The 16,110-nt window shown below is 61.1% G+C and carries 13 protein-coding genes and 1 pseudogene; 9 read left to right on the top strand and 5 right to left on the bottom strand.

The genetic code is table 11. The features are described 5' to 3' along the window. Nucleotides 1-46: 46 nt before the first annotated feature. From rsmH to V5E97_RS29725, 3 genes are all read left to right on the top strand, one after another. Nucleotides 47-1,000 carry a 16S rRNA (cytosine(1402)-N(4))-methyltransferase RsmH gene (rsmH, locus tag V5E97_RS29715; RefSeq protein ID WP_406695185.1) on the top strand — a complete coding sequence of 318 codons (954 nt, stop codon included), beginning with the start codon at nucleotides 47-49 and terminating at the stop codon, nucleotides 998-1,000. Then, complete coding sequence (locus V5E97_RS29720; protein WP_406695186.1) at nucleotides 997-3,246, top strand: LysM peptidoglycan-binding domain-containing protein; 2,250 nt, start codon at nucleotides 997-999, stop codon at nucleotides 3,244-3,246. Before rsmH ends, V5E97_RS29720 begins: the two co-directional genes overlap by 4 nt. Nucleotides 3,247-3,763: 517 nt before the next feature. Then, on the top strand, nucleotides 3,764-4,297 hold the full coding sequence (locus V5E97_RS29725; protein ID WP_406695187.1) for a hypothetical protein: 534 nt from the start codon (nucleotides 3,764-3,766) through the stop codon (nucleotides 4,295-4,297). A gap of 235 nt (nucleotides 4,298-4,532) precedes the next feature. On the opposite strand, the gene V5E97_RS29730 is transcribed toward V5E97_RS29725, so the two are convergent. The 3 genes from V5E97_RS29730 to V5E97_RS29740 form a co-directional block, all read right to left on the bottom strand. Further along, a complete protein-coding gene (locus V5E97_RS29730; protein ID WP_406695188.1) occupies nucleotides 4,533-6,050 on the bottom strand; it encodes a Mur ligase family protein in 1,518 nt (505 codons plus the stop codon). Nucleotides 6,051-6,290: 240 nt separating this feature from the next. Continuing rightward, complete coding sequence (locus V5E97_RS29735) at nucleotides 6,291-7,334, bottom strand: DUF952 domain-containing protein (protein ID WP_406695189.1); 1,044 nt, start codon at nucleotides 7,332-7,334, stop codon at nucleotides 6,291-6,293. A gap of 436 nt (nucleotides 7,335-7,770) precedes the next feature. Further along, nucleotides 7,771-8,310 carry an IS66 family transposase gene (locus V5E97_RS29740; protein ID WP_406694668.1) on the bottom strand — a complete coding sequence of 180 codons (540 nt, stop codon included), beginning with the start codon at nucleotides 8,308-8,310 and terminating at the stop codon, nucleotides 7,771-7,773. A 307-nt stretch (nucleotides 8,311-8,617) separates the two neighbouring features. Here V5E97_RS29740 and V5E97_RS29745 point away from each other — a divergent pair, with 307 nt between their 5' ends. Together V5E97_RS29745 and V5E97_RS29750 are read left to right on the top strand one after the other, a co-directional pair. After that, nucleotides 8,618-9,199, top strand: a complete 582-nt coding sequence (locus V5E97_RS29745) for a recombinase family protein (RefSeq protein WP_406695190.1) — start codon at nucleotides 8,618-8,620, stop codon at nucleotides 9,197-9,199. Then, nucleotides 9,196-9,675 (top strand): annotated as a pseudogene (locus V5E97_RS29750) (recombinase family protein); the annotation flags it as partial. The gene V5E97_RS29745 and the pseudogene V5E97_RS29750, both read left to right, overlap by 4 nt. Nucleotides 9,676-9,792: 117 nt before the next feature. Here V5E97_RS29750 and V5E97_RS29755 read toward each other — a convergent pair. Next, complete coding sequence (locus V5E97_RS29755) at nucleotides 9,793-10,155, bottom strand: hypothetical protein (protein ID WP_406695191.1); 363 nt, start codon at nucleotides 10,153-10,155, stop codon at nucleotides 9,793-9,795. 33 nt (nucleotides 10,156-10,188) lie between these two features. Then, nucleotides 10,189-11,214, bottom strand: coding sequence for an IS66 family transposase (locus tag V5E97_RS29760; protein WP_406695192.1), 1,026 nt, complete (start codon nucleotides 11,212-11,214; stop codon nucleotides 10,189-10,191). An 88-nt stretch (nucleotides 11,215-11,302) separates the two neighbouring features. On the opposite strand from V5E97_RS29760, the gene V5E97_RS29765 reads away from it, so the two are divergent. The 4 genes from V5E97_RS29765 to V5E97_RS29780 all read left to right on the top strand — a co-directional run bounded on the left by V5E97_RS29765 (nucleotide 11,303) and on the right by V5E97_RS29780 (nucleotide 15,120). Then, nucleotides 11,303-11,704 (top strand): Imm7 family immunity protein, encoded by a 402-nt coding sequence (locus V5E97_RS29765; RefSeq protein ID WP_406695193.1) that lies wholly within the window; start codon nucleotides 11,303-11,305, stop codon nucleotides 11,702-11,704. A gap of 193 nt (nucleotides 11,705-11,897) precedes the next feature. Next, nucleotides 11,898-12,188: a site-specific integrase gene (locus V5E97_RS29770; RefSeq protein ID WP_406695194.1), complete on the top strand. Its 291-nt coding sequence runs from the start codon at nucleotides 11,898-11,900 to the stop codon at nucleotides 12,186-12,188. 603 nt (nucleotides 12,189-12,791) lie between these two features. Beyond that, the gene (locus tag V5E97_RS29775) at nucleotides 12,792-13,856 is read left to right on the top strand and encodes a transglutaminase-like domain-containing protein (RefSeq protein WP_406695195.1); all 1,065 of its coding nucleotides are present in this window, start codon (nucleotides 12,792-12,794) and stop codon (nucleotides 13,854-13,856) included. A 394-nt stretch (nucleotides 13,857-14,250) separates the two neighbouring features. Further along, nucleotides 14,251-15,120 (top strand): hypothetical protein, encoded by an 870-nt coding sequence (locus V5E97_RS29780; protein WP_406695196.1) that lies wholly within the window; start codon nucleotides 14,251-14,253, stop codon nucleotides 15,118-15,120. The last annotated feature ends 990 nt before the right edge of the window (nucleotides 15,121-16,110 follow it).

Below are 16,110 nucleotides of genomic sequence, written 5' to 3' on the forward strand. Positions count from 1 at the left end.
CGTTCCGGCCGATCTTTTATGGGTCACTCATATCAACGAGCCCGCTGTGTCCCTCGATCCCAATTCGCCGAAGCCTGTCCATCGGTCCGTTCTTTTGAACGAGGTCCTCTCGTGGTTCCCTCCGCGCGAAGGGGCTGTGTTGGTGGATGGCACCGTGGGCGCCGGAGGGCATGCGGCAGCCCTGGCGACTCGGGTCGGATCCACCGGCCGAGTCATCGGGCTTGATCGCGACCCTGAAATGCTGGCCCTGGCCGGGCAGGCGACGAGCGGACTGCCGGTCTCGTTGGTTCAGGCCCCTTATAGTGACCTGGCCGACATCCTCTACAAATTGGAATTGGATGCGGTCGATGGAATCCTCCTCGACCTGGGGCTGTCGTCGGACCAGTTGGCCTGGGCGGAACGTGGTTTTAGCTTTGCGGCCGATGGCCCGCTCGACATGCGATTCGACCCCAACGCGTCTCTGACCGCGGCCGAGGTGGTGAACACCTGGAAAGAAGAAGAACTGGCCAACTTGTTTTTTGAGTATGGGGAGGAGCGGTACAGCCGGCGAGTGGCGAAGCGGATCGTTGAAGGTCGGCGGATCGTGCCGATCACGACGACAGGTCGGCTCGCGGAAATCGTTCGCAAGAGCATTCCAGGGAAGTGGGGGCCGATCGACCCGGCCACTCGGGTGTTCCAGGCGCTCCGGATCCGGGTCAATGACGAGCTCGACCATTTGGAGTCGATCCTGGAACAACTTCCCGAGTTGCTCCATCCGGGAGGCCGCGCGGTCATCATCAGCTTCCACTCACTGGAGGACCGGCGTGTGAAAGTGGCGTTCCGTGATGACCCGAATTTGAAGGCCCTGACTCGCAAGCCTGTGATGGCGTCGGCTGAGGAGATGGCTGTCAACCCCCGAGCGCGAAGCGCGAAATTGAGGGTCGCCGAGCGATGTCCCATTCAGGAAGTTCCGCCGTTGCCGTCGAGCAAGCGCTCGAAGGAGAGAGGGGGCGACCGTTGAGTGAACATGACCAGCTTCCCGACGCGGCGATCGCTCCCGAAACGGAGCTGGAAGGGGAGTACACGCACGAGCTCGATCCCCAGGGAGACGGGGGTGATGAGCATGCGCACGAGCAAGAGCATGCTCCGAAGAAAGCTCGCCGCATGCCGTTCGCTCTCCGAAACGCGGCTGGCGTGCCCAAGTGGAAGCGTGAGACTCGGTTTGGCGTTGCGGCGTTGCTCTCGTTCGTGATCCTGGTCTCCGTCCTGCTCGTCAATAAGGGGACGAAGAAAGGGACCAAGCCGCCTTCGATGGCCATTGCCTCCACAAAGGCACCGACATCCCCATCCTCGACCGAGCCGTCCGACGAATCCGACCCGGTCGGTGACAAGAAATCAAAGAGCGAGAAGACTCAGGCCAAACCCAAGGATAATACGAGCGAGCCTCCGTCAGAGACCGTAACGCCGCCCGACTCCATGGCGCCCGCTTCTGACAAACTCCCTCCCGAGGACTCCAGTCCGCCGTTGGCGGATACGAATCTGCAAGATGCGGGGACGGAGGCGATTCTCCCGGCCGGCCCAGACGCCGGCGTGAACCCGCCACTCCCCCCGACGGCCCTCGGTAACATGAGTTTGAGCGGGGCGGACGGGGCCGATTCGGCACTCCCTCTGCCTGCCACAACAGCTTCACCCGTGGCGGCGGATGAGTCGGCCAAGAATCTGCCTGCACCGCCCCAACCGGCCCCGGTTCCTACACCGGCCTCACCGCTCGATTCGGCACCAGTGCCGGCACCGGCAACGGTTGCCGAATCAAACCTCGTGCCATCGAGTGAACCGAAACCACAGACCCCGGCCACGGATCTTGCAACACAAGCCCCGGTCCCGGATCTCGCGGGGGCAACCGAAGCGTCCGCTCCCACGCCGGATCTCGCAGGGGCAACCGAAGCGCCCGCTCCTACGCCGAATCTCGCGGGGGCAACCGAAGCGCCCGCCTCTACACCGGATCTCGCGGGGGCAACCGAAGCGCCCGCCCCTACGCCGGGTCTCGCGGGGGCAACCGAAGCGCCCGCCCCTATGCCGAATCTCGCCGGGGCAACCGAAGCGCCCGCCCCTACGCCGGATCTCGCGGGGGCAACTGAAGCGCCCGCCCCCACGCAGGGTCTCGCGGCAGCGAACAATACACCATTACCTGATACGGGTGCATCGACTCCGGCGGCCGCTCCCCCCGCGCAAATGCCCGACGCAAGTCCTCCGGCTCAAGCCGCTGTGCCCCCTGCACCGGCGGCCGATCCGGGATCTGAACTCCCCATTCCTGGTGCCGCGCCGACCCTGGGAACTGGTCAAGCGGGCATGGTCGTTGCGCCAACTCCGGCGGAGACTGGAACCCCGGCGGTTCGGGCGACCGAAGGAGTTCCCGACTTCGCTCCGCCGCCATCGAGCGACGATGCGATGGCGGTGTCCACCGCCCCGCCCGAGATCAAGCCAGGCGAAGGAATCCCGATCCCGAACGCGGGAAAGGGACGGAGTCTTGAAGAGGATCTGCCCTTGAACGGGGCTCCGGCAACTGCGGTGGCAGGTGCCTCCCTTGCCGCGGGAGCAGGCGCCGGCGTGGTCGCGGCCAAGGCCGAGACCGAGACCGAGGCCGCTGGGCTGGACCCACTCACGCCAGAGTTGCACGTGGTGCAGAGCGGCGAAAATTTTTGGACGATCTCCAAATACTACTACAGCTCGGGTCGCTACTACATGGCCTTGTGGAAGGCCAACAGTCGGACGGTCTCGGCTCCCGACCAACTCATGGTCGGTCAGACAATTGTGATTCCGCCCCCGGAAGCGCTCGACCGAAAGTCGATCGACCCTCCGGGAAAGACCAGTTCGTCGTCCTCGCGGACGAGCACGCCGGTTCGTCGGACCTCACGCTCCAAGCCGAAGGAGGAGGAGGCCACCAACTCGGTCGAGCAGCCTACGTCAGAAGTCGAGCTGATATTGCCGATCGATAATTCGATGATCTCGAGACGGAGCCGTTCGGAACCGATGGAGGAAGTGGATCCTCCGCCCGGGAAGCGGTATCAGACGTCCCGCCCTCGCTATAGGGTTCGCGCCCACGAGACGCTACGCAGCATCGCACGTGATACCCTGAACGACGCCCGTCGCGCCGATGAGATCTATGACTTGAACCGCGATATCCTCAACGATGATCCCCGTAACCTGGTCGAAGGGCAGATTCTTGAATTGCCCGAAGAGGCACGGGTAGGTCGGGACTCGCGGTAAGATACGTGTTTGTGTGAACAAGCAGTTAGGTCGGTATGTGTGTCGTGTTGGGGATGGAGCATTGTCGTGCGCCATCCCACGACGGTCGCATCGAGCCGTGGCACACTGGCTTCCCTGCGATTCTGTACTCTTCGCATGACTGACGCGGCACCTGAACGCCCCAGACCGCGGCGTTCCTGCGCGGGTGCCTTGTCAGGAAGGAACGCGACCGGCTGCAATCCGCCATCGATCATTTCCCCGGTTCGGGAAGCGTAAGTCGCGAACCTTCTCGTTGCGATGAGCAAAGAGGCGGGCCACGACGGCACGTTCCAGGGGTGGCGAGAGGATTTGCAAGAGAATCCTGGATTTGCCGCCGCCCCACGGGCATTCTCATTCCCAGAGAACCTCGAGGCTGAACGGCCGCGGCATTACCGCGGGGAACATGGGAATCGTACTCGCGCCACGCGGAGACCGTGGGAGAGGCAACCTTCCCTTGGCCTCCTTTGGTTTCAGGCGGGAATCCATGAATCCTCTCATCATGTCCACCCGACAGATGATGGTCGCAGTGGCGGTGGTTGCGGTCGCCCTCGGTGGAGGGCCGGCGATCGGCAGACTACGAAGGGTTTGCATCGATCGAGCGAACCCTCATTATCTCATGTCTGCTCTCTGCGGGAACGAATACACGCTCTTCCATGAGCGTGCCACCACCTGTCGAAAATGGGAGTCCGAACGTATCCCTTGGGACCTGGTGACCGAGGAAGCGGAGACGCTGAGGCTCTGCCCCGACCAGAGGGACGCACCGGCGATCGGATCGTGGATCAAGCAGGCAGACGGCTGGGAACGCGCCGCCCTCACGGCTCGGAGCGCGGACACGAGACAATATCGAAAGGCGAGGATTTACGATTTGTGGGGTCTTTGGGCCTATATCGACTTCTTGGTCAGTATCGATCCCTTCAATCAAGGGAATGAAATCGCACCGCTCTCTCTCCTCGTCTTGTTCTGCCCATTCTGGCTTGGCCTACGGGCGACTCGTAAGGCAATGAGCCGGTTGTTGCGCCCTGCCCCGGAATGAGGAGCCCGAATCTCTGCGCAAGCGTCGTCGGGTCAGCGGTTCTCAGCCAGGTCATCGATTGCAGAGCCCGAGTGAGGTAGGGAACGCCGCCGATCGTTTCAACGTTTTGATGGTGGTGGAACCTGACTTGACTTGCCGGTCCGACCACCGCGCAGGGATCGCCGTGGTGGGGTGATCGAGCTTGGTCGTCGGTACCGGCTCTGTCGTGGTGGAGATGGTCGATTCGGGCGGGGCGTCAGGCGGAGGTTCGGCGGAAAAGTTGGTGGTGGGAGCGGAGCCATTCCGTCGCGACCGCTTTGTCGTCAAAGTGGACGGCACGGTCGGAGAGGATCTGGAATGTTCGTACGCCTTTGCCGGCGATCAGGACCGCGTCGCCCGGCTGGGCGTCGGCGAGCGTGGCCTCAATGGCGTGACGGCGGTCGAGTTCCACCCGGACCCGACCGGGGCGGCGGAAGCCGGCGAGCAAGTCGTCGATGATCTGATCGACGTTCTCGGTTCGCGGGTTATCGGTGGTCAGGGTCACGCGGTCGGCGCCAGCCTCGGCTGCTTTGGCCAGGCCGAGTCGCTCGCTGCGTTCTTGCAGCCCTTCTGCGCCGAAGACGCAGTGAATCCGCTGAGCGCCCATGGCACGGAGCGCATTGAGAGCCTGCTCGAGCTCGGCCCCGTTTCGCGCCTGGTCGATCCAGACACCGAAGCTCTGTCCTTCGACGACGGCCTCGAGTTCTCCTGGGATTTTCGTGGCTGTCTCCAGGCCCGCCACGACGGCTTCGACCGGGAGTCCGTGCGACCAGGCCACGGCAGCCGCGGCGAGCGCTTGCGAAATCTGCGCGGTGCCGATCAGTTGCGACTCGACGACTACCTCGCGAGCGAAGCCACGCAAGAAGAAGCGGGACCCTCGTTCGTCGAGCCGATCGATCTTCGCGGTGACGTCAGCCGGCCGATCGATCCCGAACGTGACGAAGCGTGCGTCGAGATTGACGGCTCCCAGGAGGGCGGCTTGTGGGTCGTCGGCATTCACGATCGCCGTACCACCGGCCATGACCTTGCGGAACAGACGCGCCTTGCGCTGGCGTCGTGTCGAGAGACCGTCGACACCGTTCTCAACCAGTGCGCTCAGGTCGGTCACCACGGCGGTGTCGAACTCCAGGCCGTCGACCTTACGTTGTTCGAGCGCGAGTGCGGGGATTTCGACGACACCTCCGGCACAGCCGCGCTCGACCATTGCGGCGAGCATTGAGGCAAGGCCTTCGGCTCCTGGGAAGGTATCGGAGACCGAGCGGGTCGTCACTCCGTCGGACCAGCCGAGCGAACCGATGAGCCCGAAGCGGACGCCGGTCGCCTCGAAGATCGATCGGATGAACAGGCTTGTCAGAGCGCGTCCACAGGTCCCGGTCACACCGAGGATCGAAAGATGTTTGGATGGGTCGCCCGCCAAGGCCTGGCAGAGCCTGGCCAGTGCGGCTCGCGAGTCCGGGACGATGACCTGGAGCCTGCCCGCCTCCGGACAAGGTCGTTCCACAACCACGCCCGCCGCGCCACGCTCGAGCGCCTGCTCGACGAAGGCGTGCCCATCGTGCCGGGTCCCGCGGACCGCGACGAATAACTGCCCCGGATCAAGCCGGCGACTGTCTGCCGTACACCCGGAAACTTCCCAGTCGTGGCATCCCACGAACTGGGCTTCGGGCAGGAGTCGTCGCAGGCTGACCGATGGAATCCCTTGCTGCGGCAAACGGTCCACAAACCAGCGTGCCATCGGCTCTAGCCTCCTTGCCAGCCATGAACCCGGCCCGTCATGGACCGAGTGCCCCGCTACCCTTTTTGGCCTCAAGGCGGCGGCATTTTTGGCCAATCCCCAAAAAAAGGCAATGCCAGAGTCAGGCTGTCGACGATAAAGACGGGTTAGCTCTCCGCCTCCTTCAGCGACCTCGCTCCTTGGGGCGATCGACCTTGGGAACGGGGGGGAGCCGCGAAACGGACACGAAGGACTTCACGGTCAATCTTGGATGCCATCGGAGAGCAGGTCTTCCAGTGGGACGACCTCCACCACGGCTTCCAGGTCCAGTGGGCCGTAGACGTGCGGGTACTTCTCTCTTGAGCCGGGCAGGCTCTCCCACTTCAGCGGCGAGGTCAGCTTGCTCGGCTCGATTCGCAGAACGACCAGTTTGGTCTGATCCTTGTAGAACGTCTCGGCGACCCAGGGCAACTGCTTCGGCGTTGCGCAGTGGATGAACCCCTCGGCCTCCAGCGTGTCGCCCCGGTACCCGCCCTTGGCCCGAGCCTTCGCCCACTCCGGTCGGGTTGTGATTCGCAGGATCTCGCCGGGCCTTGCCACGGCCCTGCGCACCTGCTCGCCCGGCGCCAACTGTCGGATGCGGACGTTCCGCCAGCGGACCTGATACGGCCCCTGGCCCTTGGCGATGCCGTGGACCTGAAGGCCGATGAAGCCGCTCTTGTCCACGTCGTCGGTGAAGTCAGCAGCGGCGACCCCGTTGACCCACGAGCGGTAGCGGTTGCCTTGCACGGCGATTTTGTAGCGGTTCCAATCGTTGTCCTTGAATGCCTTGCGGGCTTCGGGTCTCTCGGCGAAGTCATCGAGCCAGCGGGTGCGGCGGGCCTCGTCCCAGAAGTTGCCCGAGACGCCCTTGGCCGATTCGTCGGTCTCGCACTGCGGGTCGTACACGGTCCCTGCCTTGCGGATCTTCTTCGGGTCAGACTCCTGGGGCGTGTCCTTTTCGTACACATGGCTGCGGACCTGGATGCCCGAGTTCAGCCGGGGGTCGCACCTGACCTCCAGTTCGAGCACGAAGTCCTTGTAGTCCCCCTTGCAAAGGAACGTGTTGGGACTGCCTTCCACGGTCGTGCCGACGATTGCCCCGTCCTCGACCTTGTACGAGGCGAACCCGCCGTTGACCTTCCATCCGTCGAGGGTCTTCCCGTCGAAGAGTGAGACCCAGCCATCGTCGGCGAATGCGGTCGTCGAGTAGGACGATATCACCAGGATGAACGCAGTCAGCAAGATTTTTGATCTCAAAGTCATGACAACTCCCCTGTGTTCCTTCGGCAGCATTGACGTGCCTGGCGATCCGCAAGTCAGACTGGGCGGCAACGGCCGTCTGGCCAATTGAACCACCAACCTTTACCGTTGGGCCTCATCCTAGACGACGACCACGGGAAATCGAGTCTCCTGTTTCGAATCGCCATCCGCTCCTGCCGCCAGCGCCATCAGTTGCTGCCCGCCCCGAAGCCGACAACATCTCGCTGCTGCCCCCAAATCTCAGGCCCCGCCGGCTAAGGCGGTTGCGGTGGTACGCACTCTCGACCAAAGCTGCCGAGGGTATGTTTCCTCCCCTGGAAATCGGAGCCCGGTGACCGGAGAATATGTATCCGAGGCTGTGAACAGGTTGGCCCGGCAAGGCAAGGCTCTCCGTTCACGATTGACACAGGTAGCCGTTCATAGGACGTGAGAAGTGAAATCAGGCGGCTTTGATGTCTGACGTGCTGGCCGGCAAGAGAGAAGGGACGGCGTGACCGCGACGATCCGCTTCAAAACACGAGGTCAAGTAGTCCAGGACGTTACGACCCTGTTGCCGAGAGGTCGCCACCACGGTCAGCATCCGTTCCACGAACCGACTCCCCTCCGCGCTGGCCGTCCCGCCGCTGATCCGCCGCCAGATTACCGCATGCCGCAACGAGCGTTCGGCCACGTTGTTCGTCGGCTCCACGCCCCGGACCCGAGCGAACGTCCACAGGCCCTCCTCCACCTTGAGGATCTCGAAGCAGGTCGCGGCCGTCTTGGCGCACGAACTCCGCGATCCCTCCTGAAGGGCCCTCTTGACCTCCCGTCGCAGTCGGCTCATCCGCTCTTGGAACTGGTCCCAGGGCACGGTCCCGTCACGAACCCGGTGCCAGTGCCGGAACAGTCGGTTCGACAATCCGAGCAACCGCTGTCCGACCCGCTCGCTACCACCACCCCGGTCGATCATCGCCTGAAAGTCGCGACGAAGATGCACCATCCGAACGCAATCGATAAACTGCGGGCAACCCTTGTCATTCCGTTCAGGTCCTCAACCCGCCCCTACTCACCTCGCCTCGCCGTCGATCCTAGACCGGCGGTATCGGCAAGATCATCTTTGGCCTCTCATCAGGAGGTTCATCGATGCGCGGAATTCCCGCAACCCTCGACCTGCGGGTGGGCTATCCACTCCGCATTCGTCCCGCGCCATGACGGCCCCCGCCGGCTCGAGCAGGCCATCCGGATCCTGCTCGGCGCCGGGCCGGAGGCCGCCGGCATTCCGTCAACCACTGTGGGGGATATTAATCATGAGAGCTGCCGTTTATGCCAGGGTCTCGACCGCGAAGCAGGGGCGTGACCAGACGATCCTTAGCCAACTCGATGCCCTTCGCGCCTGGGCCCAGGCCAATAGCCATGATCTCAAAGAAGATCACGTTTTTATTGATGAAGGATATTCGGGATCACGCCTCGACCGCCCGGCCCTCGACCGACTCCGTGACGCCGCCCGCGAGGGCGAGTTCGATGTCGTCGCTGTCTTCAGTCCGGATCGGCTCGCTCGCCGATACGCCTACCAGATCCTCCTGCTCGAGGAATTCCGCCGTGCCGCCTGCGAAGTCGAATTCGTCCACCGGCCAATCTCAGACGACCCGCACGACCAGCTCCTGCTCCAAATCCAGGCGCCATCGCCGAGTATGAGCGGGCGGTCCTCGCCGAGCGGTTCCGCCGTGGGAAGATCCAGAAGGCCAGGACGGTCACTGGATCGCCGGGAAGGCCCCTACGGCTACCGCTACGTCCCGGCCCGCGACGGCGTCCCGCGCACCTCGAGGTCGAGGAGGCGGAGGCCGATGTGGTGCGAATCCTCTACCGATGGCTTATCGACGAGAGGATGACCGTCCGACAGATCCTCAAGAGGCTCGCCGAAGTGCCCTGGCGTCCGCGGTGCGGCCGCCGGCTCTGGTCGCCCAGCGTCGTGCATCGGGTCCTGTCCGACCCGGTCTACATCGGCGAAGGCTACCTCAATCGGCATGTGTACGTCGTGCCGCGCAAGCCACGGTCGAAGGGGACCAGGGCGGGCACGGCCACCTGCCGGCGCCCGAGGCCGCGAGAGGAATGGATCCCGATCCGTGCCCCAGCTTTGATCGATACCTCTACGCATCAAGATGCGAAGGAGCAGCTCGCGAGGAACTCGAGCCTGTCGTTCCGCAACAACACCCGCAACAGCTATTTGCTGAGGTGCCTGCTAACCTGCCGGACGTGCGGCCTGGCCATGTTCGGCATCACCACATACGGGGGGGCGGGGCAGGCCACGCACCGATACTATAAGTGCCACGGTAAGGACACCGTGGCCCGCGACCGGGCCTGCCGCTGTACCCAGACGCCGGCCAAGGTCGCCGAGCTTGACGCGGCCGTCTGGGACCATGTCAAGTCATTGCTGGAAGACCCCGGGATGCTGGCCGCTCAATTCGAGGGATTTCTGGGAGCGTCACAGGCCCGGGAGGACGGCCAAAGCGAGGTCCGGCGTTGGGAGTTGCAACTGCAACGGCTCGACCGGGAGGAACAACGGCTGGTCGACGCTTATCAAGCTGAGGTGATCGATCTGGCCGAGCTGAAGGCACGTCGCGAGAAAATTCAAGGGCATCGACATGTTCTTGCGACACAGCGTGACCAGGAACAACGACTGCACGCCGAGCGGCAAGAGGCGAAGGCCGTCTGGGCAGACCTCAAGTCGTTCTGCCGACGAGTCTGCGACCGGCTCGACGAGGCGACCTTCACAGAGCGGCAGGGGATCTTGCAGTTGCTGATCGACCGAGTCATAGTCGGGGAAGACTCGCTGGAGATCCGGCACGTGATTCCCCTGGGCCATTCCGGAGGGGAGGCATCACGCCTGGGCCCGGATGAACGGACGGGGCCGAGTCATGGTGAAGGGGATAGATCTGAAGTCACGTCGGAGGGCCGGCCGAATTGTCGATTGCGTTCGGATGGTGTGAGCCCAGCAGATTTGCCGCCAGGACGCCATGATCCAGTCATAGGCGCTGAATCGGTCGCTGGTGACGACCTGGCCGTCTTGACTGCCCAACAACGCCCGGGCGATCGCGCCACTGCGGTTCTTGGCGATCGTGAAGACCGTGGTCAGGCGAGTCACCGTCACCCACAACCAGACCTTGCGAAGTTGCTCACGCCACGACGTCTCGTCGATGTTCGCCACCTCGGCCTGATGGACCGACAGCGCCAGTTCGTTGTAGGGAGCCTCCAGAGCCGCGGCCGACTGCCGTTCCAGCTTGGCGATCATCCCGGTGGAGATCGACAGGGTAAACAGATCGGAACTGACCTGCTGGATCTGCCGTTTGCTGAGACGATAGGCCCCGGCGAGCATGGCCAGGACGGCTTGAAGGTAAGGGCCGAAACAACCGCTCGGGACACCGGGGGGCCAGGCGCCGCAGGTCGTCTCACCGCATCCGGGACAGGTGAGACGATGAAGTCGATATTCATCGACGAGGGGCTCGATCTTGGGCAATTCGGCCACCTGATGGATCAACGGCTCGGGGTCGTCGCCCCGAAGCCCCTGACCGCATCGGCGACACGCCTCCGGCTTGCAGTGGATGGTCTGGCGCAACTTCTCAGGCGGCACCAAGGCACGGTGGGATTTGCGATGTCCCGGTTGCCCACCGCGCTTCTTGCCGCTGGCCGGAGCGGGCGGCCGCCGCTTCAGGCCGATCGGATCAGACGAAGGTGGCTTGGACGAGTTGGTGGAGTTGAGCTTGAGCCGTGCTTCGAGATCGCTGACCCGCGCTTCCAGGTCGGCGTGCCGCTGCTGCATCGCCACAAAGACAGCAGCGATGGCGGCCTGAGCGTCGGGCGGCACCGTACTCCAGAGGTCGTCAGGGATGGGCAGCGGATTCGTCATAACGCAGATATAGTGCCGTCATCGGCAACTTTCAATACCGGACTGTGAACGGCTACTGACACAGAGAGAACCGGGGAGAGAGAGCCAGATGTTCGAGTATCATGGATGGGCGGTTGTCCACCAGGACCCTTATGAGGACGATAACGCTCGGCTACAGCAAATCGTCGAGGAATTGCGCAAGGTGATCACAGAATATGGGGACGGCTCGGGTGTAACGGATGTGCGATGGATCAATGGCCACTGCATGGTCTGGTTCGCCGGATGCCCTAATCATCGACATGATTGTGTCTTCGGCTTGTTCGCTTGGCTTGCGGGCCACGCCCCAGGCTCTTACGGACTGCTCTATATCAGAGATGATGAGAGTCCTGATTATAACAACGCTTTTGAGGTGTGGTGCCTGCGCCGAGGTCGTGTCGAAGTTAGGCTCGATCCATTTTTGTCCCCCTGCATTCCGGTTCTTGAAGACGAGCATGATCCCTTGAAAGCTTAATAGACATATATCATTTATCAAAATGATTCAGTTTGTTCGTTCACTACGTCACTACCGATTCTCTCCTTGCCTTCCGCAGACAGACATCTCACTCAACGAGCCTCGCACTCGATTCCGGGCGATCTTTACGCAGGTCAGCGAGGAGTCGCACTGACGAACTGTCTGCCGCCCGCTCCCGCCACCGGATCGCCCGATGATGACCAAGCCGACGACGATGCAGGTCAAAGCCTCGAACACGATGAAGCCCATCGGCGAGGCCCAGATGCCAGACGCTATGACCGCTCTTTACCAGCAGGAGAACGATCTCCTGCCGCCCCGAGAGGACGAAATCGAGAAGGGCAAGGAGCGTCACGCCACCACGAAAACGGCGGCACTCCAGAACGCCCAGACCATCGCCAACCACGAAAGTCCCAAGGCCACCAAGCTTTACGACCGCGCCAGCGATCAGATCACGCTCGACGAGGTGGAGCGGACCGTGATTTAGAAATAAATCTAGCTGATCACCGCCTTCGGTTCCGAAAGTAGCTGATCACCGAACCAACGGAAAAGCCGATAAGCATAAATGTGGAAATGTAGAAACATCGTAAAATAGATAATATGGTTTGCAGATAATTTGGGTGGGAAGTAGCAAGACTGCGAGGAGGCCAATCACTGGGCCGAGGAAAGCCGGAGTAATGCTTTTCTACCAAGTATCCCACCCTTGGGCTGAAATACGCCAGTTTCTCACTTCCAGATTCGCTGGCAAGGAGCAAGTTGCCAGTCGCTTCAATGGGGAAGTTTAGTACGTTTGGGTGGCATGCTTGTTTAGTTTCATGAGATTATGAGTTGTTCACGAGTCATGCCTTGCTCATTTTAGGCATTTTAGGTGCCTGGCCATCCTCGGCCCAGTTGCTACCCGATCACTGATTCCAACTCGGCATTCCGCCCCAGTTGATCGCCCTCGACGGCCCCGAATCGCCTGGATCGGGCAATTTGGATGACCAACCCGCTCCGCAAGGGTAATAATATCACCGTTGGATCGGAAGCCGTGGGCATACCGAACCCGCAGGTGGCAAGGGATTACGGATCGGTGGGGTTCGAGGAAATCATGAATACAAGACGACTTTATCTCGCACTGATGGCGACATTATACCTATGTCTGCCGGGGCGTACTGACGAGCCGCAACCCGGAAAACCGATCCCCGAGCCAAGATTCGACCGCATCGATTACGAACGGCCACAGGACTACCTCGACCTGCACGAGTCGCTCGGCAACCCTGAGCACATTCGCACCCTCGCGGCCTCGCTGAGGGCCGACTCCTCGGATCGGACACTGCTCGCCATCGGCCGATGGATGAACTCGAACCTGACCTGCGACAATCGGGCGGCCTATGCCTGGAGGGACTTCGATAGGGTCCTGGACACCAAGGTTTACGGCGGCTGCGCCGACCACGCCCTGGTCTTCGGGGCGCTTTCCCGTGCTTGCGGCATCCCGACCGTGTGGGTCAAGACGATGGACGCCGACTGGATCAGGGAGTTTCGCGAAGAGGGAGCATTCACCAGTTGGCGGGGCCACGTCTTCCTGGAGGTCCATCTCGGCGGTCGGTGGCGGCTGCTGGACGCCTCGGGGATGCGACTCTACGACGACTACGACCCGGCCATGCGGATCTTGCCGGGAAGCCGCTATGCTTACGATAAGGGGGGCGACCCCAAAGTAATGATCCTCTCGACCGACTGGGAGCGATGGAAGCGGCAGACGGCCGCCTACTTCGCCCGCTTCGATCTGAGCAAACTCCCTGTGGGAGAGGGACGCACCCTGGGAATGGTCTACGTGGTGGCCAACAGCCCCCTCTATCAGGCGGTCGGGCGGCGGATGCAGGCCTTCGGATACCAGTCCCTTTCCTTCAATACCGACTTCGAGCGCCACCTTGCCATGGCAAGGGGTGGTGACCTGATCATCACCTGCGTTGGGGACCGCCCCACGCTCCCCGAGTTGTACCACGCCCGGTACCTTCCCCCGACGAACGAGATTCGTGCAAAGCGGAAGACGGAGCCGAAGGGCGTGATCCGCAAACGACTGGACGACGGCACAAGGGTCATGTTGGTCTACGGTGAGGATGTTAACGAGGTCCTTGAGGTCGTCGAGGGACTCCAACTCGAATCCAGGCAATGAGCCGCCGAAGCGATGTGCTGCCGATCAGGAACCACCTTTGCTCCGAACTGCCATGATGTCCCAGTGTCCGAGGCTTAGCATGGGCCCATCGTGCGAGGTACTGCTCCAGGCCGACGGGCCATCGGCGCCCAATAGGGTCGATGCCCTCTTTGATTCCGACAACGACCGGATCGAGCGAACGGGCTAGTCGGACACTCCCGTTTACCAGCCGAGCAAACCGAGGCAATGAGCAAGTCGCCAGGCACTTCAATGGGAAAGTTTAGGGCGTTTGGGTGGTATGTCTGTTTGGTCGCCCGCCCCGATGAATTATTCAAGAGTCCTGCCTTGCCCATTTTAGGCATTTTAGGTGCCTGGCCATCATCGGCGCCGATAACCATCCAGAAGCCATCAGTCAATGATTGAACTCATGTTGCAGATAAAGGTGGTGCGAATTATGGATTTGCGTATAATTGCATTTTGTATTGCAACTGTTGGTTGTGTTTTGATCACAGGTGTGTCTGTCCCCGCGCAAGCGATTAGCGAAGATAGTCGCTCCAACGGCGGTCGATGGTCTTCTGGTCTCTATTCGACAAGAGATTTTTTGGAACGCAATGGTCCTCACGTTCTACTCGATTTGCCGATGATTCGGAAGGAGTTGCGGATTACGGCGGCTCAATCCTCTGAACTAGAGGCAATGCAAACAAAAGTTCGTGGCTTTGAAAACGCACCATCGGAAATATCGCTAAAAGATACGAATGGATTTGACGTTAATAATGCCGTTAAAGCTAAAATACTAATGCACTATAACCAAAAGCAAATAATACTAAGTCTTGGCACTTCCCAGATACTTGGACCTGCTCAGAATCGACGGTTGAAGGAAATTTGCCTCCAATTGGAGGGAGTTTTGGCCGTCGCACGTCCCGAGATCCAAGAAGCCTTAAATATGGACCAATCGCAAAAGTTGAATGTGGAGGAGATCAAGCGCAAATACGACCAATCCAAGATTACGATTTACAGGAAGAATACCGCGATCATTAGAAAGCAGCGTGTCCCGACCTCGAAAGCTGAGGCAGATAAGCTACAGACAAGCAAACAGCAACGCGAGGCTCGGAATAAGGAGTTTGACAGGCACAAGGCAGAATTTGATTCGATGAGAGAGCGTACGGAGGCTCAAATCAAACGTTGGCTCACCCGGCGGCAGGAGGAGAAATTTAAGAAGCTTTGTGGTGCTCCATTTGAGGAACTGGAAAAGATGAGTGTCCCGGGGTTGGATTGGAAGCGATAAGAACTTTGGCGTCAGAAGCAAGAATCAAAGAAGAAAGAATCATGAGACTTTAGTCGACTTTAGTTGCTTTGGCCGGAAGCAAATGGAGTTGGCTATTAGCGATTTAATTAGTAAAGATGTCGATAAACGCTGTTGGCGAAGCATGGCCACGTTGTTGCAGGGTCCGATACGCGCCCATCAACACCGCTTGAGTATCGGCTCCACGATCGCTCCGATTGCCGAAGCTGTTCTTGCGGACCATCACCGCGGGGCGGCTCCCGAGTTCGGCGTGGTTGTTGCCGAACCAAGGAGCAAGCCGCCAGGCACTTCAGAGGGGAATTTCGGGATGTTTGGGGGGTATCCTTGTTTGGTCGCCTGCTCCGATGCATTCTCCAGGAATCCTGCCTTGCGAATTATAAACGTTTTATGGGCATGATTATCTAAGTATAAATCTAATCGTAGGCCCTGATGCGATGATGCAACAGGTGGCAGATCTCTGTCGTGTTGGCCTTGAGCCTTTCCCGGCGGAGCGGGGCCAGGATTCTTCACGGCCTGCCATGCCTGAGCCAGGCGCTGCCCGGTCTCCCTTCGCTCCGTCGCCGGGGAAGACGTACCTCACGCTCAGGTCAGGGAAGCAGCCGGGACCGATCAAGCGGAGGCGTGGGAGGCTGCAGGAAGCAGCCACCGCCAAGCGATTTGAATTTGTGAGCCTCAGTAGTTCGTGGTGCTGTCGTACTGGTTCTCGTCTTTAGTGAGGTCCCAGTACAGGAGAGACCCAAACGCGGCAGCAGCTACAGTGCACACTGCAGCGAGGCCGGCGAAGCGGGCAACCTCCTTGGTTCCTTCTCCGGTGGCGTAGGCCCCTCGTCGTAACGTCCTCCTGACTTTCGACCTTTTCCACGTCCAGCGGCGAGCCTTCGACGTCGAGTCAACTCGCTTTTGCGTTCTCTGTAGAGCCTGTTCCGGGGCGGTCAGTGTCGCGGAGACAGGAATCTCGGAACTGAGCTTTCG

The sequence above is a fragment of the Singulisphaera photorubra genome, from assembly GCF_045290345.1.
Classification (GTDB): domain Bacteria; phylum Planctomycetota; class Planctomycetia; order Isosphaerales; family Isosphaeraceae; genus Singulisphaera.